Origin of the sequence: Pseudaeromonas paramecii (assembly GCF_039540575.1) — a bacterium.
GTDB lineage: Bacteria > Pseudomonadota > Gammaproteobacteria > Enterobacterales > Aeromonadaceae > Pseudaeromonas > Pseudaeromonas paramecii.
The window spans coordinates 17,306-40,548 of sequence record NZ_BAABFC010000017.1 but is presented as its reverse complement, the minus strand read 5'-3'; the positions used below and the strand labels follow the sequence as shown (position 1 = coordinate 40,548).

22 protein-coding genes and 1 pseudogene are annotated in these 23,243 nt (G+C 58.3%); 11 read left to right on the top strand and 12 right to left on the bottom strand.

From position 1 onward, the window contains the following. Positions 1–36: 36 nt before the first annotated feature. The 5 genes from ABD847_RS12760 to mpl all read right to left on the bottom strand — a co-directional run bounded on the left by ABD847_RS12760 (position 37) and on the right by mpl (position 4,431). Positions 37–807, bottom strand: coding sequence for an ABC transporter permease (locus ABD847_RS12760; RefSeq protein WP_345013597.1), 771 nt, complete (start codon positions 805–807; stop codon positions 37–39). Then, positions 804–1,721 (bottom strand): ABC transporter ATP-binding protein, encoded by a 918-nt coding sequence (locus ABD847_RS12755; RefSeq protein WP_345013595.1) that lies wholly within the window; start codon positions 1,719–1,721, stop codon positions 804–806. Before ABD847_RS12755 ends, ABD847_RS12760 begins: the two co-directional genes overlap by 4 nt. A gap of 136 nt (positions 1,722–1,857) precedes the next feature. Continuing rightward, positions 1,858–2,391 (bottom strand): hypoxanthine phosphoribosyltransferase, encoded by a 534-nt coding sequence (hpt, locus tag ABD847_RS12750; RefSeq protein WP_345013593.1) that lies wholly within the window; start codon positions 2,389–2,391, stop codon positions 1,858–1,860. A gap of 73 nt (positions 2,392–2,464) precedes the next feature. Then, positions 2,465–3,064, bottom strand: a complete 600-nt coding sequence (locus ABD847_RS12745) for a flavin prenyltransferase UbiX (RefSeq protein ID WP_345013591.1) — start codon at positions 3,062–3,064, stop codon at positions 2,465–2,467. Then, positions 3,052–4,431 carry a UDP-N-acetylmuramate:L-alanyl-gamma-D-glutamyl-meso-diaminopimelate ligase gene (gene mpl, locus ABD847_RS12740; RefSeq protein WP_345013588.1) on the bottom strand — a complete coding sequence of 460 codons (1,380 nt, stop codon included), beginning with the start codon at positions 4,429–4,431 and terminating at the stop codon, positions 3,052–3,054. Before mpl ends, ABD847_RS12745 begins: the two co-directional genes overlap by 13 nt. A gap of 135 nt (positions 4,432–4,566) precedes the next feature. Here mpl and ppa point away from each other — a divergent pair, with 135 nt between their 5' ends. Then, entirely contained in the window at positions 4,567–5,094 is a 528-nt protein-coding gene (gene ppa, locus ABD847_RS12735; protein ID WP_345013586.1) for an inorganic diphosphatase, read from the top strand. 80 nt (positions 5,095–5,174) lie between these two features. Here ppa and ABD847_RS12730 read toward each other — a convergent pair whose 3' ends face one another. The 5 genes from ABD847_RS12730 to cysD all read right to left on the bottom strand — a co-directional run bounded on the left by ABD847_RS12730 (position 5,175) and on the right by cysD (position 10,643). Continuing rightward, positions 5,175–5,525 carry a gamma-glutamylcyclotransferase family protein gene (locus ABD847_RS12730; RefSeq protein ID WP_345013584.1) on the bottom strand — a complete coding sequence of 117 codons (351 nt, stop codon included), beginning with the start codon at positions 5,523–5,525 and terminating at the stop codon, positions 5,175–5,177. A 428-nt stretch (positions 5,526–5,953) separates the two neighbouring features. Next, entirely contained in the window at positions 5,954–6,550 is a 597-nt protein-coding gene (gene cysC, locus ABD847_RS12725) for an adenylyl-sulfate kinase (RefSeq protein WP_345013581.1), read from the bottom strand. 9 nt (positions 6,551–6,559) lie between these two features. Continuing rightward, on the bottom strand, positions 6,560–8,287 hold the full coding sequence (locus ABD847_RS12720; protein WP_345013579.1) for an SLC13 family permease: 1,728 nt from the start codon (positions 8,285–8,287) through the stop codon (positions 6,560–6,562). Positions 8,288–8,293: 6 nt separating this feature from the next. Continuing rightward, positions 8,294–9,715, bottom strand: coding sequence for a sulfate adenylyltransferase subunit CysN (gene cysN / locus ABD847_RS12715; RefSeq protein ID WP_345013577.1), 1,422 nt, complete (start codon positions 9,713–9,715; stop codon positions 8,294–8,296). A gap of 19 nt (positions 9,716–9,734) precedes the next feature. Then, a complete protein-coding gene (gene cysD, locus ABD847_RS12710) occupies positions 9,735–10,643 on the bottom strand; it encodes a sulfate adenylyltransferase subunit CysD (protein WP_425568466.1) in 909 nt (302 codons plus the stop codon). 297 nt (positions 10,644–10,940) lie between these two features. On the opposite strand from cysD, the gene ABD847_RS12705 reads away from it, so the two are divergent. The 10 genes and pseudogenes from ABD847_RS12705 to ABD847_RS12660 all read left to right on the top strand — a co-directional run bounded on the left by ABD847_RS12705 (position 10,941) and on the right by ABD847_RS12660 (position 21,967). After that, on the top strand, positions 10,941–11,861 hold the full coding sequence (locus ABD847_RS12705; protein ID WP_345013760.1) for an SPFH domain-containing protein: 921 nt from the start codon (positions 10,941–10,943) through the stop codon (positions 11,859–11,861). Continuing rightward, positions 11,858–12,328: an NfeD family protein gene (locus ABD847_RS12700; RefSeq protein ID WP_425568465.1), complete on the top strand. Its 471-nt coding sequence runs from the start codon at positions 11,858–11,860 to the stop codon at positions 12,326–12,328. The genes ABD847_RS12705 and ABD847_RS12700 overlap by 4 nt, the downstream gene beginning before the upstream one ends. Before the next feature lie 1,504 nt (positions 12,329–13,832). Next, the gene (locus ABD847_RS12695; RefSeq protein WP_345013573.1) at positions 13,833–14,831 is read left to right on the top strand and encodes an SGNH/GDSL hydrolase family protein; all 999 of its coding nucleotides are present in this window, start codon (positions 13,833–13,835) and stop codon (positions 14,829–14,831) included. Between the two features lie 395 nt (positions 14,832–15,226). Then, positions 15,227–15,844 carry a DUF4272 domain-containing protein gene (locus ABD847_RS12690; protein ID WP_345013572.1) on the top strand — a complete coding sequence of 206 codons (618 nt, stop codon included), beginning with the start codon at positions 15,227–15,229 and terminating at the stop codon, positions 15,842–15,844. A gap of 83 nt (positions 15,845–15,927) precedes the next feature. Further along, positions 15,928–15,999, top strand: a pseudogene (locus tag ABD847_RS12685) (leucine zipper domain-containing protein); the annotation flags it as partial. A 250-nt stretch (positions 16,000–16,249) separates the two neighbouring features. Next, on the top strand, positions 16,250–16,906 hold the full coding sequence (locus ABD847_RS12680; RefSeq protein WP_345013570.1) for a hypothetical protein: 657 nt from the start codon (positions 16,250–16,252) through the stop codon (positions 16,904–16,906). 83 nt (positions 16,907–16,989) lie between these two features. Continuing rightward, a complete protein-coding gene (locus ABD847_RS12675) occupies positions 16,990–17,940 on the top strand; it encodes an NERD domain-containing protein (RefSeq protein ID WP_345013568.1) in 951 nt (316 codons plus the stop codon). A 54-nt stretch (positions 17,941–17,994) separates the two neighbouring features. After that, complete coding sequence (locus ABD847_RS12670; RefSeq protein WP_345013566.1) at positions 17,995–19,983, top strand: tetratricopeptide repeat protein; 1,989 nt, start codon at positions 17,995–17,997, stop codon at positions 19,981–19,983. Between the two features lie 381 nt (positions 19,984–20,364). Then, positions 20,365–20,859, top strand: coding sequence for a TIGR00645 family protein (locus ABD847_RS12665; protein ID WP_345013564.1), 495 nt, complete (start codon positions 20,365–20,367; stop codon positions 20,857–20,859). Positions 20,860–20,905: 46 nt separating this feature from the next. Continuing rightward, the gene (locus ABD847_RS12660) at positions 20,906–21,967 is read left to right on the top strand and encodes an AI-2E family transporter (RefSeq protein WP_345013562.1); all 1,062 of its coding nucleotides are present in this window, start codon (positions 20,906–20,908) and stop codon (positions 21,965–21,967) included. Here ABD847_RS12660 and ABD847_RS12655 read toward each other — a convergent pair. Beyond that, positions 21,964–22,659 carry a hypothetical protein gene (locus ABD847_RS12655; protein ID WP_345013560.1) on the bottom strand — a complete coding sequence of 232 codons (696 nt, stop codon included), beginning with the start codon at positions 22,657–22,659 and terminating at the stop codon, positions 21,964–21,966. The two genes, ABD847_RS12660 and ABD847_RS12655, sit on opposite strands and share 4 nt — an antisense overlap. Continuing rightward, the gene (locus tag ABD847_RS12650) at positions 22,653–23,219 is read right to left on the bottom strand and encodes a cyclin-dependent kinase inhibitor 3 family protein (protein ID WP_345013558.1); all 567 of its coding nucleotides are present in this window, start codon (positions 23,217–23,219) and stop codon (positions 22,653–22,655) included. The genes ABD847_RS12655 and ABD847_RS12650 overlap by 7 nt, the downstream gene beginning before the upstream one ends. Positions 23,220–23,243 lie beyond the last annotated feature (24 nt).

Here is a 23,243-nt window from a genome sequence, read left to right as displayed (position 1 = left end):
ACGGGCCCGCAGGCCCGTTCGTTGCTCATGTGCATCTCAACTGCGCAGGCCTATGCCCCGCTGGATCAACACCCACACCAGGGCGTAGAGCAGCAGGATGCAGCCACCGATCAGGCCATAGGCCAGCCACAGCGACACATCCGACACCCCCAGGAAGCCATAGCGGAAGGTATTGACCATGTAGAGGATGGGATTGAGCTGAGAGGCGCCCTGCCAGAAGGGTGGCAACAGGCTGATGCTGTAGAAGACGCCACCCAGGTAGGTGAGCGGGGTCAGCACGAAGGTGGGGATCAGGCTGATGTCATCGAAGCTCTTGGCGAAGATGGCGTTGAGCAACCCCGCCAGGGAGAACAGGATGGCGGTGAGCAGCAGGGTCAACACCAGACTCACAGGATCGTGGATCTGCAAGGGCACGAAGAACAGGGACACGGCGGTGACTATGGCTCCCACACACAGGCCGCGGGCCACCCCACCGGCCACATAGCCGGCGATGATCACATAGTTGGGCACCGGCGCCACCAGCATCTCCTCGATATAGTGCTGGAACTTGGCGCTGTAGAAGGACGAGGCCACGTTGGCATAGGAGTTGGTGATCACCGACATCATGATGAGGCCCGGCACGATGAACTCCATGTAGCTGAAGCCGTGCATCTGGCCAATTCGGCTGCCGATCAGGTTGCCGAAGATGATGAAGTAGAGACTCATGGTGATGGCCGGCGGCACCAGGGTCTGCACCCAGATGCGCATGAAGCGGCTGATCTCCTTGACCAGCATGCTCTTGAAGGCAATCCAATAGATCTGGCTCATTGGCGACGGCCCTCCTCCACCAGTTGCACGAACAGCTCTTCGAGCCGGTTGGCCTTGTTGCGCAGGCTGAGCACCTTGGCCCCCTGGGCCGTCAATTGTTCGAACAAGGGGTTGAGCCCCTGCTGCTTCTCCACCTGCACCGCCAGGCTGTGGCTGTTCACCGGGTGATGGGCATAGCCGGTCAACTGCAGGTCGGCGGCGGGACAGTCCAGATCCAGCACAAAGGTCTCCACCCGCAGCTTGCCCAGCAGGGCCGCCATGCTGGTGTTCTCTATGATGCGTCCCTTGTCGATGATGCCGATGTTGCGGCACAACATCTCGGCCTCTTCCAGATAGTGAGTGGTGAGTATGATGGTGACCCCCTGGGCGTTGAGCTCCCGCAGGAAGGTCCACATGGAGCGGCGGATCTCGATATCCACCCCGGCGGTGGGTTCATCCAGGATCAGCAGCTTGGGTTCGTGCATCAGGGCCCGGGCTATCATCAGCCGGCGCTTCATGCCGCCGGACAGGGTGCGGGCCTGCACCTCCCGCTTATCCCACAGATCCAGCGCCTTGAGATAGCGCTCGGCCCGTACCTCGGCCTCCTTGCGCGGCACGCCATAGAAGCCCGCCTGATTGATGACGATCTGGCGCACCTTCTCGAACTGGCTGAAGTTGAACTCCTGGGGCACCAGACCGATCTGGGCCTTGGCCTGCTCCAGCTGGCTATCGAGATCGAAGCCAAACACCGACACCTGGCCGGCGCTCTTGTTCACCAGGGAGCTGATGATGCCGATGGTGGTGGACTTGCCTGCGCCGTTTGGACCCAGCAGGGCGTAGAAGTCCCCCTGCTGCACCGTCAGATTTATGCCCTTTAGGGCCTCGACGCCGCCGCGATAGGTCTTGCGTAATCCTGTAATAGTGAGTGCCTGCATACTGCCTCATCCTGCTTGCCGCCAAAAGGCAGCGAAAACCGACCCGCATTATAGCCAGCCCGACGGACAAAAAAATGGCAAAAAAAAGGTGGCATTGTGCCACCTATCAGGACAATCCCGCTCAGGCTGCGCCGGCTTACTCCAGCGGCACCACCTTGGCGATGTAACGCAGGTTGCGATAGCGCTGAGCATAGTCGATGCCCACTCCCACCACGAACTCGTCGGGGATGGCGAAGCCCACCCAGTCCACCGGCACGTCCACCTCGCGGCGGGACGGCTTGTCCAGCAGGGTGCAGATGGCCAGGGACTTGGGCTCCCGCAGGCGCATGATCTCCCGCACCTTGCTCAAGGTATGACCGGTGTCGATGATGTCCTCGACGATCAGCACATCCTTGCCCTTGATCTCGTCATCCAGGTCCTTGATGATCCGCACCTCACGGCTGCTGGTCATGCTGCTGCCGTAGCTGGACGCCGTCATGAAATCCAGGCAGACGTCCGTGCTGGTAATATGACGGCACAGATCGGACAAGAAGACGCAGGAGCCGCGCAGCAGCCCCACCATCACCAGCTCCTCGCTGTCGCGATACCGCTCGTTGATCTCCCGGCCCATCTCGGCGATGCGCGCCTGCACCTCGTCTTCGGGGATCATCACATCGACTCTGTGTTTCATGTCTCTCTCCTGCCCCAGCGGGCACTCACATTCAAACTGGCGGCGAGTCTATCACAAAGCCCGCCCCCGCGATCTATTGCCCCCAGGGGGTCATCAGCGCCTGGGGCAACCCCAGGTGATCCAGCAGCCGCGCCACCACGAAATCCACCAGATCCTGCACCGAGGCGGGCTGATGATAGAAGCCCGGTGAGGCCGGCAGTATGGTCACCCCCAGCCGGCTGAGCTTGAGCATGTTCTCCAGATGCAGGCTGGAATAGGGCGTCTCCCGCGGCACCAGGATGAGCTGCCCCCGCTCCTTGATCACCACATCCGCCGCCCGCTCTATCAGGTTGTCCGAGGCACCATGGGCGATGGCCGATAGGGTGCCCATGGAGCAGGGCAGCACCACCATCTGCTTGGGGGCTGCCGAGCCGGAGGCCACCGGCGAGAACCAGTCATGCCGGCCAGGCAACTTGAGCTGCTCGGCTGAACAGCCAAAGCGCTGGGCCAGATAGTCGCGGCAAGCGTCAGCCTCCGCCGGCCAGGTCTCCCCCAGCTCGGTGGCCAGCACCACCCGGGCGGCATCCGATAGCAGCAGATGTACCTGCACCCCGGCCTGCAGCAGGCAGGCCAGCAGGCGCAACGCATAAGGGGCGCCGGAGGCCCCGGTGATGGCCAGGGTCAGGCGTTGCACGCCAAGGCCTCCTGCTGGGCCAGGCGAGTCAACAGCTTGTCGTGGATGCCACCGAAGCCGCCGTTGCTCATCAGCAGTAGGTGATCGCCGGGCTTGGCCTCCAGGGCCAGGGTCTCCACCAGCTGATCGATGTCCAGATGCACGCTGCAAGGCAGCGGGGCCGTGGCCGCCACCTGATGGATATCCCAGCCCAGGTTGGGCGAGGTGGAGAGGTAGGCCAGATCCGCCTGCACCAGGGAGTTGGCCAGCTCGGCCTGATGCACCCCCAGCTTCATGGTGTTGGAGCGCGGCTCCAGCACCGCCAGGATGCGGGCCGCCCCCACCTTGGCCCGCAGGCCGGCGATGGTGGTGGCAATCGCCGTGGGGTGGTGGGCGAAGTCGTCATACACGCTGATGCCGTTCACCACCCCCTTGAGCTCCATGCGTCGGCGGGGCAGCACGAAGCGCGCCAGGGCGGCGATGGCATCCGCCGGCTTGATGCCGGCATGACGGGCGGCGGCGATGGCCATCAGGCCGTTGTGCACGTTGTGCCGACCGATGACCGGCCAGTGCACCTCGCCGATGGCTTCCCCGTCCAGCAGCACACGGAAGGCGGAACCATCGTCGCTGAGCAACTGGGCCTGCCAGGGGGCCTCAGCGCCATCCACCTGTTCCAGCTCGCTCCAGCAGCCCATGCGCTGCACCTCCGCCAGGGCCACGTCATCCCCCGCCATCAACAGACGGCCGGTGCCGGGTACGGTGCGGATCAGATGGTGGAACTGCCGCTGGATGGCCGCCAGATCCGGGAAGATGTCCGCGTGATCGTACTCCAGGTTGTTGAGGATCAGGGTCCGCGGCCGGTAGTGGACGAACTTGGAGCGCTTGTCGAAGAAGGCGCAGTCATACTCGTCGGCCTCGATGACGAAGAAGGGATCCGCCCCCAGCCGAGCGGACACCGGGAAGTTACCCGGCACGCCGCCGATGAGAAAACCCGGCTGCATGCCATTGTCTTCCAGGATCCAGGCCAGCATGCTGGCGGTACTGGTTTTGCCATGGGTGCCGGCCACCCCCAGCACCCAGCGGGAGGCCAGCACCTGATCCCTTAGCCACTCGGGGCCTGAGGTATAGGGCAGGTTGCGATTCAGGACATATTCCACACAGGGGTTGCCACGGCTCATGGCGTTGCCGATCACCACCATGTCCGGTGCCGGCTCCAGCTGGGCGGGATCATAGCCCTCAATGAGCTCGATGCCCTGCTCCCGCAGCTGGGTGCTCATGGGCGGGTAGACGTTGGCATCGGAGCCGGTGACCCTGTGGCCCAGCTGTTTGGCCAGCACCGCAATGCCGCCCATGAAGGTGCCACAGATCCCCAGAATATGAATGTGCATACCGCATCCTCTTGCAAATAGTCCCGGGCAGTTTATCAATCCGCCCTTCGTTTGGGCAGCAGTGTAGCCATTTGGTCGCCGGTGGCTATAATACGGGCTCGATTTATCCCTTTATTTTTCTTTCAAGGAACCGCCATGAGCCTGAACAATGTGCCGGCCGGCAAGAGCCTGCCCGAAGACATCTATGTGGTCATCGAGATCCCGCAAAACGCCGACCCCATCAAGTATGAAGTGGACAAGGACTCCGGTGCCATCTTCGTTGACCGCTTCATGGCCACTCCCATGTTCTACCCCTGCAACTACGGCTACGTGAACCACACCCTGTCTCTGGACGGGGATCCGGTGGACGTGCTGGTGCCGACCCCCTACCCCCTGGTGCCGGGCGCCGTGATCCGCTGCCGTCCGGTGGGCGTGCTGAAGATGACCGACGAATCCGGTCAGGACGCCAAGGTAGTGGCCGTGCCCCACTCCAAGCTGACCAAGCTGTATGACCACATCCAGGACGTACAAGATCTGCCGGAGCTGCTCAAGGGCCAGATCCAGCACTTCTTCGAGCGCTACAAGGAACTGGAAGCCGGCAAGTGGGTGAAGGTTGATGGTTGGGGCGACAAGGCCGAAGCCGAAGCCGAAATCCTGGCCTCTGCGGCCCGTTACAAGGGTTAATAGCCCAACAGGGGGCAAGCCCCCAGCAAAAAGCCGACCCGAGGGTCGGCTTTTTTGTGCCTGCCTGGCGGTAGGGCACGCTAGCAGACGTAGCGGGCCCGCCAATCCCCCGAGGCGATGGCCGCCAGCCCCCGGGTGGGGCCGCGATAGTGGTAGTACAGCGCCTCGCCCCAGGGGGTGCGCAAGCGGCCATGATCATACTCCACCGGCACTTCCTCCAGCCGATCGAGCCGCGCCAGGGTGGGCTCGTCCACCACGTAGATCTCCCCCAGCACCGCCTGCTGCCCGGTGATCACACCCGGGTACTCCCCCAGATCCAGCAGGTAAAAACAGGGCGGACTCCACCACTGTCCCAGATAGGCACAATCGGTCAGCAGACCATGATTACCCTCGCCCCGCCGCAGGGTGCCATAAACCCATACCAATGCCATAACCGCTCCCTGTGCTCTTTCTTGTGTGTGCGTCTTGGCTACTAGTATAGGGAGTCATGCCTTGGGCATAAGCAGATTTGTGCTGAACTGTGCTGGAAAATTCGCAGGGGGAAAGGCAGAAACAGAGCTCACCCGGCCAGGCCGGGGAGACTCAGTGGTACAGATAAACGGCCAACAGGGCCAGGACGGCGAGATAGGTGAACAGCAGGCCCCACTTGATGGGCCGAGGAGTGGCTCTCTTCATGACTACATCCCAAAACAAGACAGCAACCTGGTTAACATTATCACAACAAGTGTGTGACTCACCAGATTCTCCCGGGCTTAGCTCACAAAAACCCTGTCTCGGTAAGGCCTAATTGGAACGGCCTGAGGACGATTGTCACTCGAATGAAACCCTCTGCCCGACGGGCACCCAGGGCACTGCGCCGTTACGCCGGCAACAGGCCCCGTGCCTGCAGCTGGGCCAGCAGCTGCTCGACGCCGGTATTGATGTCGACACCGTGGTTGTGCAGGTGCACCTCGGCGGACTCCGGTGCCTCGTAAGGGTCGTCGATGCCGGTGAAGTGCTTGATCTCGCCGGCCCGCGCCTTCTGGTAGAGCCCCTTGGGATCCCGCGCCTCGCACTCGGCCAGGGGTACGTCCACAAACACCTCGATGAACTCGCCCTCGGCGAAGCGCTCGCGGATGGCCTGCCGCTCGGCTCGATAGGGCGAGACGAAGGCCGCCAGCACGACGAGGCCCGCATCCACCATCAGCTTGGCCACCTCGCCGATGCGCCGCAGGTTCTCCTGGCGATCGCTTGGGGTGAAGCCCAGATCCGAGCAGAGGCCGTGGCGCACGTTGTCGCCATCCAGCAAGTAGGTGTGGATGCCCCGCGCCACCAAGGCCGCCTCCAGGGCGCCCGCCAGGGTAGACTTGCCGGAGCCGGAGAGGCCGGTGAACCAGAGCAGGGCCGGCTGGTGGCCCTTCTGGGCGGCGCGGGCCGCCTTGTCGATATGGTGGCTGTGCCAGACGATATTGCTCACACGCACTCCTTAAAACGGAAACAACAGGGGCACCATCACCAGCACTCCCAACGAATAGGCCAGGGAGACCGGCAGGGCCAGGGTCAGGTAACTCTTCATCCGGTAGTTACCGGCGGCATAGACCATCAGGTTGGTCTGGTAGCCATAGGGCAGCAGGAAGCTGGCGCTGGCGCCAAACAGTACCGCCAGAATAAAGGGCATGCTGGCCACCCCCAGGCTCAAGGAGAGCTGATAGGCCAGGGGGAAGGCCAGGGCCGCGGCGGCATTGTTGCTCATCAGCTCGGTGAGCACCAGGGTGAACAGGTAGACCGCCACGAAGGCCAGCAGAGGGCTGGCACCGTTGAAGTGCGCCTGCAGAAAGCTCACCAGGGCCTGGGCCAGGCCGGTGGCCTGCAGCTGATCCGACAGGGCCAGGGCCCCACCCACCACCAGCCAGATCTCCAGCGGGAAGCGGCGGCGCAGCTCCGCCAGGGTCAGGATACCGGAGAGCAGCAGCCCCACCAGCATGATCAGCAGGCCCTTGAACAGGGGCACCCAGCCAAGCACCGACAGGGTCAGCACGGCCAGAAAACCCGCAACCACGGCGGCGCTGCGCCGTCCGTCCAGCCGAGTGGAGGCCTCCAGGCCGCTCACCACCACAAACTCCCGGGACAGGGACTTCTTGTGGGCAAAGCCGGAGCCCGGTGCCAGCAGCAGGGTGTCGCCACCGCGCAGCTCTATCTTGCCCAGACCGCCGGTGAGCCGGCTGTTACCACGGCGCACCGCCAGCACCACGGCATCAAAATGGTGACGGAATTGCGCCGCCTTGATGGTACGGCCCACCAGGTGCGAACCAGGGCTCACTATCACCTCCACCAGGTGCTGGCCCTTCAGGCGATGCTCGCCGTACAGATCCAGCCCCTTCATCTCCTGCAGCAGGCCCACGCTCTCCACGTCGCCGGCAAACAGCAGCACGTCCCCTTCGTGCAGCTCCTGGCTCGGCTCCACCGGGCAGATCACCTGATCGCCACGGATGATCTCCGCCAGAAACAGGCTCTTGAGGGCCCGCAGGCCGTTGTCCTTCACCGAGCGGCCTATCATGTGGGAGCCCGCCGGCACCTTGGCCTCCAGAAAATAGGCGGTGTCCTGAATCTCCTCGCGCTTCTCCTCTTCCGGCAGGTAACGGGCGAACAGCAGCACGGCGATGAGGCCGGTCAGCAGGGTCCCCGCCCCCACCATGAAGAAGTCAAACATACCCAAGGGGGGCACCCCCAGCTTCTCCAGGAAGCTGTTGACGATCAGGTTGGTGGAGGTGCCGATCAGGGTCAGCACACCGCCGAAGGTGGCGGCAAAGCACATGGGCAGCAGCAAGCGGCTGGCGCTGTGATTGGGGTTGCGCTTGATGGCGCCCAGCAAGGAGGCCACCACGGCGGTATTGTTGACGAAGGCGGAGAGGAAGGCGGTGGAGAACCACAGCTTCACCAGCACCAGGTTGAAGGAGCCCCGCCCCATCAGGCTGGCGAACCAGCTCATGATACGGGTCTTCTCCACCGCCACCGAGACCAGCAGCAGCAGCACCAGGGTCAGCAAGGAGCTGTTGGTGTAGCCGCTGACCACCTCTTCGATATCGGCCAGGCCTGCCAGGTAAGTCACCAGCACGGCCCCGCTAAAGAGCATGGCGGGGCGCACCTTGCCCTGTACGAGCAAGACGATGAGGCTAACCAGCAGACCCAGCACCAGAAACTGCTGCCAGGTCATAAGGGGTTACTCCTTGCTGATGTCGATGGCTTGCCAGTGGGGGAAGTGCTTGCGCACCCAGGCGTTCAATTCCAGCTCGTAGTCGCTGTAGTGCGCCTTGGGCCGGCTGCCTTCGCTGAGGGCTTCCACCACCATGCCGGCACCTATGGTCACATTGGTGAGGCGATCGATGACGATGAAGCTGCCGGTATCCCGCACATCGGTGTAGGGATCCACGGCCACGGCATTAGTGAGTGCCAACTCCACCAGGCCGATCTCGTTGAGGGCCAGCTCGCTGGCATCGTGCTTAGCCAGGGTGTTGACGTCGATGCGGTGGCGGATCAGCTCCACCTGGCCTTGGGTCTTCTTGGTGGCCAGCTTGATGTCGTACTGGCGACCGGGCTGTAGCGGCGCCTCGGTCATCCACACCAGATTGGCCAGCAGGCGGCGGGCCACCTGGGTGGGGGCATTGGCCGCCACCAGCAGGTCACCCCGGCTGATGTCGATTTCATCCTTCAGGGTGAGGGTCACGGCCTGACCCGCTACCGCCTCGTCCAGATCGCCGTCGAAGGTGACGATGCGCTCCACCACACTCTGCTTGCCGGACGGCAGCACTGTGACGGTGTCGCCGGGGCGCACGGTGCCGGCCGCCAGGGTGCCCATGTAACCGCGAAAGTCCAGGTTGGGGCGGCTGACGAGCTGCACCGGCAGGCGCAGCGGCAGGTGATCCTTGTGCTCACCGACCTCGGCGTTTTCCAGCAGGGTGAGTAAGGGCTCACCTTGGTACCAGGGGGTGTTGGCGCTCTTGGTCACCAGGTTGTCACCGTCGATGGCAGAGAGCGGCACCAGCTTGATGTTGGTGGGGGGCAGCAGGCGGGCGAACTCCAGGTAATCGGCCTGGATACGCTCGAAGATGCCTTGATCGAAGCCCACCAGATCCATCTTGTTGATGGCCACCACGAACTGGCGGATCCCCAGCAGGCTGGCGATGAAGCTGTGACGTCGGGTCTGCTCCAGCACCCCCTTGCGGGCGTCGATCAGAATGATGGCCAGCTCGCAGGTGGAGGCACCGGTGGCCATGTTGCGGGTGTACTGCTCATGGCCCGGGGTGTCGGCGATGATGAACTTGCGCTTGGCGGTGGAGAAGTAGCGATAGGCCACGTCTATGGTGATGCCCTGCTCACGCTCCGCCTGCAGGCCGTCCACCAGCAGGGCGAAGTCCAGCTTCTCGCCGGTGGTGCCCACCTTCTGGCTGTCGGATTGCAGGGTCTTCAACTGATCTTCATACACCTGGCGGGAGTCGTGCAGCAGGCGGCCGATCAGGGTGCTCTTGCCGTCGTCCACGCTGCCGCAGGTCAGCAGGCGCAGCAGGCTCTTGTGCTGCTGCTGTTCCAGATAGGCCTCGATGCTGCCGCTTTGCTTGATTTCGTCGGCGATAATGCTGTTCATCTTGTCTGTCCCCTAATCCTTAGAAATAACCCTGGCGTTTCTTCAGCTCCATGGAGCCGGCGCTGTCGTTGTCGATGACCCGCCCCTGCCGCTCCGAGGTGGTGGAGACCAGCATCTCCTCGATGATCTCCGGCAGCGTGGTGGCGTGGGAGTCGATGGCACCGGTCAGGGGGTAACAACCCAGGGTACGGAAGCGCACCCACTCCTGCTGCGGCACCTCGCCTTCGGCCAGGGGCATCCGCTCGTCATCCACCATGATCTTGACGCCGTCACGCTCCACCACGGGGCGGGGCTTGGCGAAGTAGAGGGGGACCAGCTCGATGTTTTCCAGGTAGATGTATTGCCAGATGTCCAGCTCGGTCCAGTTGGACAGGGGGAAGACGCGGATGCTCTCGCCCTTGTTCACCTGACCGTTGTACAGGCGCCACAGTTCGGGGCGCTGGTTCTTGGGATCCCAGGCGTGGTTCTTGTCGCGGAAGGAGTAGACCCGCTCCTTGGCACGTGACTTCTCCTCGTCACGGCGGGCACCACCGAAGGCGGCGTCGAAGCCGTACTGGTTCAGCGCCTGCTTGAGGCCCTGGGTCTTCATGATGTCGGTGTGCTTGGCGCTGCCGTGTTCGAACGGGCTGATGTTCATGGCCAGCCCCTCGGGGTTCTTGTGCACCAGCAGGTTCAGGCCGTACTTCTGGGCGGTGTAATCGCGGAAGGCGATCATCTCCTTGAACTTCCAGTTGGTGTCCACGTGCAACAGCGGAAACGGCAGGGTTCCCGGATAGAAGGCCTTGAGGGCCAGGTGCAGCATCACGGAGGAGTCCTTGCCGATGGAGTAGAGCATCACGGGGTTCTCAAACTCCGCCGCCACTTCCCGGATGATGTGAATGCTCTCTGCCTCGAGCTGCTTCAAATGGGTCAATCTCGCCTTATCGATCACTGCCTACTCCTCAGGCCGGCCTCTTGCCGATGCCGCTTGTCGCCTTGCATATGGGGTGACGCCCAGCGGCGCCATTGCTTAGCAGCGACTATAGGCGGCGCCAAATCCGGCATAAAATAATAAAAACGAACTTTTTATAACGAAGAGCTATTAAAAACCGCGATCCACGACCGCGATGCCGAGCTTGCGTCCGCCCGCGTTTTTGTTGCCCTACACTGGAGCTAGGCCAGCCGCCAGCGTAAGATGCCCAGCGTATCTGTTTGAAACCATTACAGGAGAGTATTCATGCTGCCTATCAACCCCAGTACCGTGGTGTTGGCGATCTTCGTCTTTTTGGTGGTGATGACCCTCAAAGGCGCCATCAAGGTGGTGCCCCAGGGCTTCAACTGGACGGTGGAACGCTTCGGCCGCTACACCCGCACCCTGCGCCCCGGCCTCAACATCCTGATCCCCTTCGTGGATCGCATCGGCCGCCGCATCAACATGATGGAGCAGGTGCTGGATATCCCGCCCCAGGAGGTCATCTCCCGGGATAACGCCAACGTCACCATAGATGCGGTGAGCTTCGTGCAGGTGATCGAGGCCCACAAGGCCGCCTACGAGGTGACGGATCTGATGCTCTCCATCAAGAACCTCACCATGACCAACATCCGTACCGTGTTGGGGGCCATGGAGCTGGATCAGATGCTCTCCCAGCGGGACGCCATCAACGAGAAGCTGCTGCTGACGGTGGACGCCGCCACCAACCCCTGGGGGGTCAAGGTGACCCGCATCGAGATCAAGGACGTGCGGCCCCCCGCCGATCTGGTCTCCTCCATGAACGCCCAGATGAAGGCCGAACGGCAGAAGCGCGCCGAGATCCTCGAAGCCGAAGGCATCCGTCAGTCCAAGATCCTGAAGGCCGAGGGGGAGAAGCAGTCCCAGATCCTCAAGGCCGAAGGGGAGCGGCAGGCCGCCTTCCTGGCCTCCGAGGCGCGGGAGCGCCAGGCCGAGGCCGAAGCCAAGGCCACCCAGATGGTGTCCGACGCCATCGCCGGCGGTAACGCCCAGGCCATCCAGTACTTCGTGGCGCAAAAGTACACCGAAGCCCTGACCCGCATCGGCGACAGCCCCAACAGCAAGCTCATCATGATGCCGCTGGAAGCCAGCCAGATCATCGGCTCGGTGGCCGGCATCGGCGAGCTGTTCAAAGACCTCAAGGGTAACAAGGCATGATGAGCGAGCTGCTGCACGGCTGGAGCCATTGGCACTGGTTGATCCTCGGCTGCCTGCTGCTGGTGCTGGAGCTCTTGGGCACCGCCGGCCTGCTGCTGTGGACGGGCCTGGCGGCCCTGCTGGTCGGCCTCATCAGCTGGGTGCTGCCCCTGGGCACCACGGCCCAGTGGCTGCTGTTTGCCGTCGCCGCCAGCGTCACCACCTTTATCTGGTGGCGCATCCAGCACGGTAAGGACAGCCAGGACGACAGCCAGCGCACCCTCAATCAGCGCATGAGCCGCTATATTGGCCGTCAGACCCGGCTGCTGCAGGCGGTGGAGAACGGCAGCAGCCGCATCAAGCTCGACGACACCGTCTGGCCGGTGCGCTGCGAGCAGGCCCTGGCCGATGGCGCCCTGGTGAAGGTGGTGGCGGCGGACTCCATCTGTTTGACCGTGGAACCCGTGGAAGGGGATGGCCCGCAGTAGCGGTTATCCCTTGGGGTTGATAGGGCGGCTGAGGCCGCCCTTTGTTTTGGCCGCTGGCGAGACCTGGGCGCTTTGGCTCCCTCCCCTGCCAAGGGGAGGGCTGGGGTGGGGTCAGCTTGGCTGTCGCAATCGTCTGATCGCCTGGGCCGCTCCGCCCTTTGTCAGCAATGGTGCCTTTACCTTCTCCGCTGGCGCGGGGGCGTGCCAGGTCGCTTTGGCTCCCTCCCCTGCCAAGGGGAGGGCTGGGGTGGGGTCAGCTTGGCTGTCGCAATCGTCTGATCGCCTGGGCCGTTCCGCCCTTTGTCAGCAATGGTGCCTTTACCTTCTCCGCTGGCGCGGGGGCGTGCCAAGGGGGCTCATGCCGCCCCCTTGGCGAACCCGGCACTCCCCGCTGTCCGGGCCTGCGGCTTCCCTCGTCGTCCACGCCGGGCTTGGGGAACGTCATCAACACGCCTCCTGCGTGGTGATGACTGGCTCGGCATCCCTGCCTCGCCTCCCCGCCCGCCGCGCACTCCTCGGCCAGACAGAGGGGAGCCAGATCCCGTTAGCCAGCCCCAGCGAAACCACAGACCCGTAGGTTGGCGCTGAGCACAAGCGAAGCCCAACATTGCCCCCAGCCCGCCACGTTGACAGATTGCCAAATGTGACCTACCCGAGTGTCAAAACCGGTAAAGGCCGGTTAGGATAGGGACTCACAAGGATGTAGTGCAAGCAGCAGCGTGGGGGCTGGAACCCAGGGGCGGTAGCGTCTGTGTCGGGTCAGAAACCAGCCAAACCCCGTCGGGAAACCACTGTATCAATGATCGTAAAGGTTACGATCAGGCCCCACTGCGGGATAGGTGGCCTATTTGCCGCCTATCCACAGACGCAAAAAACAGTGGCGAAATTTTCACTGTCGGCACAATGGGTTGCATGACAGATTGTATGGAGATGGTATTCTCTTTCAGTGAATTAGATGTTGAAGAAGGGGTAGGCATTTTTGCTACTTAGCGCATCTCATGGAGATAGGTGAAAACTTGTGAAGATGCATTAAAATACATAGGTGCGCTCCCAAAAGGGAGTATCAGATCACAACCCAATACCCAGGTCAAAGTGTGGTGTGTTTATTCAATAAATTTTATGTTCACGCCCTGGATCATAGTCAGTGCTTCTAAACGACAAGAGTATATTTTGAAAGTAACGTCATGCATCAAACACCATCATTAAAGTTATCATCGAGATTAAAGTGTTTATGAAAACAAAATATACTCATATCATTGAACCAGTGATAAGTTTCTATTACACAAGTTAGGAGAGGCACCTTAAATTTTAGAACATCACCTATATTACAACACCCACCGGCTAGCGGAGACTTGGGTATGTTTTCAAAAACGCAGTTAAACTTGTGGCAAGTGATCAGTTAAATTCGATAGAAAATATGTTAAGCGATAAATAAGCCATCATACTATGTAGATAATACTTCAGCATAAGATACACCATTGGTGCCAACGAAAGGAAAGAAAAAATGATTGCTTTTTTTGGGGCAAGTGTGACAGAGCAAAAAAATGGATATGTTGATCACTTTTCCCTTGCGGTTGACAACATCGAAGTAAAAAAATATGGTTATGGAGGAATGCATCTATGTGATGCAGGCATCTGCTTTATCGATGAAGTGGTAAAAGCAAAACCAACACATTGTTATGTCGATTGGTTTAGTACATCCTACAACGATATAGGTGATAATACTATTTCCTATATTGACACAATTATAAATAAATTAACTAGCATTCAATGTAAAGTGATTTTCTTGTTTTTTCCTTCACGTTCACCAGAAAAAAGTGATTTTTATCAATACTGTAAAGCAGCACTGATAGAGCGAAACATTCACTATATTCCCTTAGATGAAAAAATAACAAACTCAAACATTGAAACCATTCTGAGAGATAATATTCACACTACAGCACACGGCAGTCGGATCTATTCTGAAATAATATTAGGCGATTATTACAGAAGCATTATACCCGCAGTCAATGCTGTTAATGAAACAAAGTACCTGTCCATAAAAAAACTTAATGTTGAAAAATGCTTCGATGAAAAGGTAGTGCTTACCGGGAATTGCTCTATCATTGGTTTTTTACTGACAATAGGAAATCATAGTGGAATTGTACGAGTTAAATCTGAAATGCATACCGAGGAAATAAATACCTGGGATCGATGGTGTCACTTCCCAAGATTGAATTTTAAGTTCCCAATGAAAATGAATGGCAGCGCGACACTTGAAATTTTAGATGTTGACTTCGACACATCATCATGCAAAGAAATCCCATGCTTTAGAAAATTCAGGAAAAGTCTAATTATTCACAATATATTCTACATTGGCGGTAAACTGGAAGTGGTTAATGCTTGTGATGGAAAAAAAATCAACCATGTCCAACTCAAAGTTAACAAAACACTTGGGAGAATAAAGCAAAAACTTAGAGGTCTAAAAAAATTCGGCTTCCATTCAAAAAACAAATTAGAATAAAATCCCATTACTTATGTTTACAGATTTAAATGGCTTTGCCTAATTCCGCACCAGTTGCATAAGCTGTACAGATTATACAGATCTAGCCCGTAGGTGCGATTAGTAATCGCACTTTATGACATCCCCATCACCATGTATAAATTAAATCAATATTGGCAAGTAGGTTTGACAGAATATAATGAAGCCCAACGTTTACCGCGAGGAGGTTATACGCGACAGGTCAATCGTTATTTTATTATCCACTTCTTAACAGATAAAGCCGCGACGGTCTTAAAGTCGGTTCTCGGTAAACGTTGGGCTTCGCAAGCTCAGCCCAACCTATGGCTACTGAGCACTTTGTTAGTTCAGCGTTGGTGCAACTTATGCCAGGTGTTAGGGTTCTTTGAGAAATGAACATGGAAGATCTAAAAACAAATACCACAAACTATCTCGCTTCGGTTGGTATCGAAGTGCCTTCGCAGCTGCCAGTGATCGAGGGGTTGGATGAGGTAGTGCCAAAAAGTGCAACAGACGTAGCAGGCAGACTCTGTGCTCTTGCTTATGTCATTGGACTTGGTTTTGGTGCCAAAGGCAGCGATCTTTGTGCCCTGCTTCAAAAATTCGATCTGATGCAGTTTGTGAGCGAGCATGAGAAAAAGCTACTAGGCGCAGTGGTTCTTGGTGATCAAGACAAAGAAGATATGTTTTGGCAAAAAGAATGTGCCCAAGCTCTAGCATGGTGTATTGGACTTGTTGAGCTTGACCACTTTAAGCACTGTGATGACGACTTGGCGCATAAGATTCCATTCAAAATAGATCCTAATAATTTCATCCGAAGCGCCATACTGCGTCCAATTTATGAAATTCAAGAACAATCAGACCTTCTTTATAGAATGCACTGGTACACGAAAAACTGCCGACTGATTGGGCAACATTGCGACCTTAGTGAAAGCATAATTTCGAAACGACGGAAGGCTATAGATTGGGCTTATGGTGTGGAGGAAAACTGGGATGAGGTTCCTATGGACACCTAGCTGTGATCTCTCTGTAGGTTGTTCACTCGGGGCATTTACGGAAAATTGGAGGCGCCACCAAACCAATCATCCGAGGTGCCCGAGTGAACAACCATAAAAATTCCCGATTAACCGTCTCTGGTCGACAGCTTCTTGTCCAGCGTATCCTCGAGCAGCTCGTAGGTTGGGCTGAATATAATGAAGCCCATCGGTTACCGCGGGGGTGATTATATGCGGCAGGCCAGTCGTGATTATTAATAATCCACTTCTGAACTGATAAAGCCGCGGCGGCCTTAAAGTCGGTTACTTTGTACACGTTTGGCTTCGCATGCTCAGCCAAACCTACGGGCTTATTAGTAGCGAACCACTCAAAAAAGCACAACGGCGCCCATCAGTCATTATTAAACCTTGTCGCAAGAGATTGTCGTGACTAAAATAATCTCACTCTTAGTGCTGGCATCCAGCCTATCCATAAGCAACAGACTAGTTGCTTGCACTGATGCCCTCAGCCTTCAAAGCAAAATTGAAGCCTTGCTAAACGCTCACAATTACGCAGAAATCGATGAATTAAAGCTCTCAACTGGAAATAAGCAACAAGGGGATATTGAGTGCATTGACTCAGTTGTCAATGTTTTAATGATGAAAGCCTATGCACATGCCAAGTTAGGCAAAAACCATTTAGCAAAGGAAGAAGCATTAGAGGCCTCCCGCATCCTAGAGCCCTATGAGAGAACACTCTACGATGGCATGAAGCTAAGATTTGCCATGGCGATAATCCTTCAGCAGATTGAATTCAACCTGGACCCTGCTGGCGGCGGCAGTTTCTCAGAGAAACTGCTTGAAGATATGTCCGAATTTATTGAAAGCGATGATAATAATGAACCCTACCCATTGCTCTGGCAAATCAAAGAAATGTATGTCGTAGCATCTAACCTTTATGCTCACAAGCTGATAAACGGCAATGACTGTCATCATGCACTGCAAGTCATAAAAGGAAGTGAGCACATACTGCCGCAAGACACCATCAATGAATTTAAAATTGGGATAGAAAGGAAAAAACTAAAACAGATGTGCGATCGGTGACTTTGAATGAATCATGCAAGTAGCGGAAGACTATCTTAATGGTCATCGCATCTATTTAAATCCATCCATCTTGGAAACATATCATGGACCTTACCCTGCTCCTTAACCCCCTGCTTAGCCAGCTCTATATCCTGCTGCCGGCATTCCTGCTGGTGTTGGTGATTAAATCTCCCTGGTTTAAGGGCAAGCTGGGGGAGTTTTTTGTCAATACGGCGGTGCGGTGGCGGCTCGATAAGGACGTTTATCACCTGGTGAAGGATGTCACCCTGCCCACCGAGGATGGCAGCACGCAGATCGACCATCTGATCGTCTCTGTCTACGGGGTGTTTGTGGTGGAGACCAAGAATATGCGCGGCTGGATCTTCGGTGGCGAGCAGCAGCGCACCTGGACGCAGAAGATCTACAAACAGACCCACAAGTTCCAGAACCCGCTGTTTCAAAACTACAAGCACACCAAGACGCTCCAGACGTTGCTGGGGCTGGAGGACGGCCAGCTGTTCTCGGTCATCGCCTTTGTGGGGGACGCCAGTTTCAAGACGCCGATGCCGGAGAACGTCACCACGGGTGCCGGTTATCTGCGTTACATCCTGCGCCATCAAGCGACTGTGCTGAGCGAAGCCCGGGTGGCGGAGATCCTGACCCAGATAGAAGCCCAGCGGCTGGCTCCGGGCTTTAAGACCAACCGGGCCCATGTGGCGCACCTCAGGCAGAAGCATGGCAAGCCCGCGGCCCCCAGTCAGGCCAAGCCTATCATGGCGAGCCAGACCAAACCCAGGGTCCAGGCCCGTCCGGCCGATAGCGACATGGTGCCCGAGCCGCCCCCGGGGACTAAGGCTTCCGTTCCCCACACCACCCTGCCTCACGCCACCTCGCCCCATACCGCCGAGACGGCCACCCCCGCCTGCCCCAAGTGCGGCGATCCCATGGTGCTGCGGCAGGTAAAACAGGGCGCGCGGGCCGGCGAGCGGTTCTGGGGCTGCAGCCATTACCCCCACTGCCGCAGCAGGCTGCCGCTGGCGCCTGCCAGCACCTAGCTTGTCGCGGTGGCGATTAGGATAACAAGGTTATATTTCACACAAGGAGCAGGTATGCATCGGTGGCTTTTGGCGGGACTCTTCGTTTGCTGTGTTGGCTTAGATGCCGCCGCTGACGGGCAGGCAAGTCCGTTGGCGCACTTTCAGGCCATGGTCAATCAGGCTGACAGCTATTCGGCGGCCTATCGCCAGTATCAGGCGCTACAGTCCTCCCTCGCCAACCCCCGGGCCGACGAGGGCAATCCGACGCAAGACATTTTCCCAGGAGTCAGCCCGACACAATGGCAGACCATGGGCAACACGCTGAGGCAACGGGCAATCGCTGAATCCTCTGCCTTTGATGCGGCGCTACTGCTTAATCTGAAAAGATTTAAGCAAAGCCCGTTTCCAGAACATTGTCGAATTGACCCGCAATGGTTGGCAGTGGCGACCAGCTCCGTATTAAGCCAAGAGCAGTCAGAGCTATTTGGCCAGTTGATGGCCTTAAGACAAATATGCAACCAGAAACAGTCATTTCATCCTATATATTATGCATTGGAAATGAAACATTTGGTGGAAGCGTATGACCATATTGGCCAACCGGAACTGGCGGCTGACACCCTGATAAAGGGGTTTTCCAAACTAGATAAACTGCAAGACAAAGATCGTAGAGCCATTTTATTTTTGCTGAGTCACAGAGACTTATCCCCCCTTCTCGCCGAGACAAGCTTAAGGCTTGTGGCTCAGTTTGAGCCTGAAGAGCTTAGGATTATGACGCTTGCTCGGATGCAGTATCAGTTGCCATATCGGGAGCGATGGGCTGAGTTGGTAGAAATAGCTGGCGTGCCTGAACACTATTCAGAGGCGTGGTGGCGGTTGGCTTATCGTGTTGCGCTAAAAGGAGATGTATATCTGGTTGAACCAGCACTCATGCAGATGTTATCGGAAGCAGATCTAAATGAGCCACAGCGCAATAAGCTTAATGAAATACTCGCCATTGGGTACTTGATAGCCAATGATCCTCAGGCTTCTTTGGCAGCCTATGATCGAATCTCATCCAACAGTGGCGACACCTCAGAAACCATGCTGTTTAGGCTGTTAAAATATGATAAAAGCGCTGTCTATGTTCAGTACGTAAGGCAGCGGATCAACACAGAGACTCGGCCAATCCACATAGCAGATTTATTATTTAACTATGCTTACAATTACATTCAAGCAGGGCAAATTGAGCTTGGCGTGGATATGTGTCAGCAAGGGTTGAACATTCTATTTAAATCCAATTATCAGGCAATAGATTATGTCGGCGGTAAGATGGTAGATATATTGCTATACAACGGACTAATCGAGCAGGCCGAGCTGATTAATGAACGGCTCAATACCGAGACCATTACCACTGCTGAGGGGGAATCGTATAGCCCCTCCCTGAGGAGAGAGAGTGAGTTTGCTGTGGCATATGCCAGGGCCGGGGATTTTTACCGCGCCCAGCGGTTTTTGTTGTCTGCAGCGAAATGGGGTAGTGATAATGCCGATAATGCTAACACGCTGATCGATATTTATGCTGACGCAGGTGAGTTTGCGCTTGCCGAGCGCGCGGCGGCCTGGGTTAACTTCGACCCTGAATATCAGGTCGCCGCCTGGCTGCATGTTGCCAAGGGCTATCTCAAACATGGCGACCTTGAGAAAGCAAAAGCGCGCCTGAACCATGCATTGAGTCTGGTTAATCTCATCGATTATGACTTAAACATCCCCTTTGACGATATCGCTCAGGGATACGCGGCGATTAAAGAGCTGCCGCCTGAATTGCTTGCGCTAGCCAAAAACCGAAAGACAGATAGTTCACTGGCAGATATTGCAAAAGTTTATGCTGAGGCGGGGCTAAATAATCTGGCCTTGCAGGTGATTGCGCAAATCCGCGACTTGGATGACCAGCTTGCCACATTGAGTGGGCTGAGATATCACAAGGACACTCAGCTAAGCCTGGATGACAGCGGCAAGGCGCAGTTGGCGAAGATCATCCAGCAGCAATTCCCGCTCAAGGCGTTTTGGCAACAAGTACGGCAGTAAGACATAGCCGGTGGCCAATGTCATGGTGACTCTTCGGCAGTCAGACTCCACAGCACAGCCGCCATGATTTCTATTGCCTTGGCCAAAAGCCGCGGCATAAGATGGCGCCGGGCCATGACCAGGGGTTTATTAAGACTTTATGCGTCTATTTTACGCAGTCGCCGTGTTCTCCAGCACTGTGTCATGTCGCTGCGCCATCCTCGTGACCAGCCGGTCTTCCCTCATGCCCCGTTTCAGTACCCAGCGCGTGCCAGGTGTCGCTGGCGGCACCGAATGAGGCGCTGGGCTGACAACCGATTGGGCTCCCCTTAATATGGCCGCAAACACAACCCTCACTGGCACGCCAGTGCAACGCCGTGCCCTTGATAGCGAGATAACAAGATGGAAAAGATCATTGAGCGCCTGATGTACTCCTCCCGCTGGCTGATGGCACCGATTTACCTGGGGCTGAGCCTGATACTGGTGGCCTTGGGCATCAAGTTCTTCCAGGAGTTGTTCCATATCCTGCCCAACATTCTCACTACCATGGAGGTGGATCTGATCCTGACCACGCTGTCACTCATCGATATCTCCCTGGTGGGGGGCCTGATCGTGATGGTGATGTTCTCCGGTTATGAGAATTTTGTCTCCCGGCTGGATGTGGACGAGAACGAAGAGAAGCTGGGCTGGCTCGGCAAGCTGGACGCCGGCTCCCTCAAGAACAAGGTGGCCGCCTCCATCGTCGCCATCTCCTCCATTCACCTGCTCAAGGTGTTCATGAACACCGAGAATATCCCCAACGACAAGATCAAATGGTATCTGCTGATCCACATCACCTTCGTGCTGTCAGCCTTTGCCATGGGTTATCTGGACAAGCTGACCCGGGACAAGCACTGACCAGTCACCCCAAGCCCCTTGCTGGCACGCCGATGGAGCCCGCGCCTTGAATTCACTCCCCGATAACCTGCTATCACGCTGGCTGTTGATCTTGCTGCTGCTGGTGGCTGTCTATTTCTTCCATCGCTTCCTGGTGCCTGTGCTGGGCGCCTTGATCATCGGCTTTGCCAGCTGGCCCATGTATCGCCGCTTGTTCGAGTCGTGCGGCCAGCGGGCCATCCTGGCCGCCAGCATCGCCGTGCTGACGGTCATGCTGGTGCTGATAGTGCCGCTGTCGCTGGCCTTCTCCTATGCCTTTGGTGAGGTGAAGGGTTGGCTGGAGTGGCTGATCCAGGCCAACCGCGAGGGGGCCGTGATGCCGGAGTGGTTGCGGGCCCTGCCCATACTGGGCCCCTGGCTGACGCCTTACTGGCAAGAATACCTGCAAGAGCCCCTGGCCCTGAGCGAGCTGGTCACCCTGCTCAGCGGTGAGCAGCTGGGTAACCTCTATCACTGGCTGCTGGCGTTGGGCAGCAAGGCCTTTCACCTGCTGCTGATGCTGGTCTTCATGCTGATCACCCTGTTTTTTGTCTACAAGGATGGCGAGCCATTGGCCGCCCAGCTGGACAGGATCGGCGAGTCGGTACTGGGTGGCCATTGGGCGCGCTTTTCCCGCATGGTGCCGGCCACCGTCAGCTCGACGGTCACCGGCATGGGACTGGTGGCCCTGGGAGAAGGCATGGTGCTGGGCATCGCCTACTGGATCACCGGCGTGCCCTCCCCCGTCGCCCTGGGGGTGCTTACCGGGTTGCTGGCCCTGATCCCGGGCGGCGCCCCCCTCTCCTTTACCGCCGTCTCCCTCTACCTGGCGGGCGCTGGCGAGCTGGCCATGGCCGCCGGCCTGTTTCTATGGGGGGTGTTGGAGCTGTTTATCGTCGATAAAACCATCCGGCCCAGGTTGGTCGGTGGCCCCATCAAGTTGCCCTTCCTGCCCACCTTCTTTGGTCTGATTGGCGGCGTCACCACCATGGGGCTGGTGGGGTTGTTTATCGGCCCTGTGCTGATGGCCCTGCTGGTGGCGCTGTGGCGCGAGTGGCTGCACAGCCTGCAATCCAACCCCGCCGCCTAGGCATTTAGCCCCGCCGCCAACTGCCTAGCCATGTCGGCCTGACGGGCGATGAGCTTGTCCGCCAGCCGCTCGCGGCCGCCGTTGTTCAGCACGCAGGCCAGGATCTGCTCGGCCGGGATCCGCAGCACCCGCGCTATGGCCTGGTGCAAGGCCGCCGCCTCCATATCGCCAAACAGGCGCACCGCCTGGGGATTGTCCGGGTCGGTGCGCAGCCGGTCGATCTCGTTCACCCCATTGCCGAAGGCGCCGCCCTTGGGATCCCCGCAGGCGCGATAGGCCAGGGCGCCCCCCACATCCAGGGTCAGCACCCGCCCTTGCCATACCCCCTGGTTATCCCCCAGCAGTCCGGCGGCGTCCCAGTTGGCGGTCCAGGCATGGACGCCAAACCAGGCTTGCGCCTGACGGCGCTCGTCGTCACTGAACTGGCTGAGCCGGCACTTGTCCAGCGTCCGCCAGACGGTGGCGATCTGCTGCGGATCCTGGGTGGCCACATACTCCAGGGTCGGGGCCCCGGCCAACTGGTAGAGCTGGGCGGCCAGCCACTCGTTGCGCGCCAGATCCCGGCTCTCCAGGCTCTTGATGTAATAGCGCTGGCCGTCGGCGTCCTGATACAGGCCCGCCGGGTTGCTGCCCAGCTGGCCGCCCACCCGGATCAGGCGCTGGCTATCCAGCACAGGGCCCTCCCTCAGCATTCGGCCTCCTGATCAGCCAGCGGCTGAGTGCGGCGCACCAGGGCCAGCTGGGCCGGGGTTTCGATGGCGCCGGGGCGCACCCGGCGCACGGCACGGATGGCCTCCACCGGCGGCATCCCCAACTCCACCAGCAGCCGGGCGGCCATCATGCCCGCCCGTCCCAGGCCCCCCTTGCAGTGCACCAGCACAGGCTCGCCGTTACGCAGGGCCTGGCGCAGCAATCGCCCCGTGTGGCACCACTGCCGCTCGAAGGCGTCATCGGGGACCGAGTAATCGGCGATGGGCAGATGGTGCCACTGCAGGCCGTGGGCGCGGATGGCCGGCCCCAGTTGCGGCACCTTGAGCAGCAGCAGCTCGTCCGGCTCCACCAGGGTCAGCACATGGCGGGCGCCCCACGCGACTATGACATCCAGATCCGTGGCCAGATCCCGCGCCCAGGCACCGGAGAGGGCGAAGGGATCCTGCTTGCCCGGGCAGAAGGTGATGCCGATACGCCCCAGACCGGGGCCGGCCGGCAACTGGGCAATCTCGAGGGGGTGGCTTTGGCTGGTCCTGGCCATGGGGTCTCCGAATTGACGGGCATC

What these genes read in the sequence shown, in the direction of transcription:
- ABD847_RS12670 (WP_345013566.1), top strand. Translation starts at nt 17,995, where the DNA reads ATGCATCGGTGGCTTTTGGCGGGACTCTTCGTTTGCTGTGTTGGCTTA.
- ABD847_RS12760 (WP_345013597.1), bottom strand. Translation starts at nt 807, where the DNA reads ATGAGCCAGATCTATTGGATTGCCTTCAAGAGCATGCTGGTCAAGGAG.
- hpt (WP_345013593.1), bottom strand. Translation starts at nt 2,391, where the DNA reads ATGAAACACAGAGTCGATGTGATGATCCCCGAAGACGAGGTGCAGGCG.
- cysN (WP_345013577.1), bottom strand. Translation starts at nt 9,715, where the DNA reads ATGAACAGCATTATCGCCGACGAAATCAAGCAAAGCGGCAGCATCGAG.
- ABD847_RS12730 (WP_345013584.1), bottom strand. Translation starts at nt 5,525, where the DNA reads ATGGCATTGGTATGGGTTTATGGCACCCTGCGGCGGGGCGAGGGTAAT.
- ABD847_RS12720 (WP_345013579.1), bottom strand. Translation starts at nt 8,287, where the DNA reads ATGACCTGGCAGCAGTTTCTGGTGCTGGGTCTGCTGGTTAGCCTCATC.
- ABD847_RS12650 (WP_345013558.1), bottom strand. Translation starts at nt 23,219, where the DNA reads ATGGCCAGGACCAGCCAAAGCCACCCCCTCGAGATTGCCCAGTTGCCG.
- ABD847_RS12755 (WP_345013595.1), bottom strand. Translation starts at nt 1,721, where the DNA reads ATGCAGGCACTCACTATTACAGGATTACGCAAGACCTATCGCGGCGGC.
- ABD847_RS12690 (WP_345013572.1), top strand. Translation starts at nt 15,227, where the DNA reads ATGGAAGATCTAAAAACAAATACCACAAACTATCTCGCTTCGGTTGGT.
- ABD847_RS12675 (WP_345013568.1), top strand. Translation starts at nt 16,990, where the DNA reads ATGGACCTTACCCTGCTCCTTAACCCCCTGCTTAGCCAGCTCTATATC.
- ABD847_RS12700 (WP_425568465.1), top strand. Translation starts at nt 11,858, where the DNA reads ATGATGAGCGAGCTGCTGCACGGCTGGAGCCATTGGCACTGGTTGATC.
- mpl (WP_345013588.1), bottom strand. Translation starts at nt 4,431, where the DNA reads ATGCACATTCATATTCTGGGGATCTGTGGCACCTTCATGGGCGGCATT.
- ABD847_RS12665 (WP_345013564.1), top strand. Translation starts at nt 20,365, where the DNA reads ATGGAAAAGATCATTGAGCGCCTGATGTACTCCTCCCGCTGGCTGATG.
- ABD847_RS12655 (WP_345013560.1), bottom strand. Translation starts at nt 22,659, where the DNA reads ATGCTGAGGGAGGGCCCTGTGCTGGATAGCCAGCGCCTGATCCGGGTG.
- ABD847_RS12695 (WP_345013573.1), top strand. Translation starts at nt 13,833, where the DNA reads ATGATTGCTTTTTTTGGGGCAAGTGTGACAGAGCAAAAAAATGGATAT.
- ppa (WP_345013586.1), top strand. Translation starts at nt 4,567, where the DNA reads ATGAGCCTGAACAATGTGCCGGCCGGCAAGAGCCTGCCCGAAGACATC.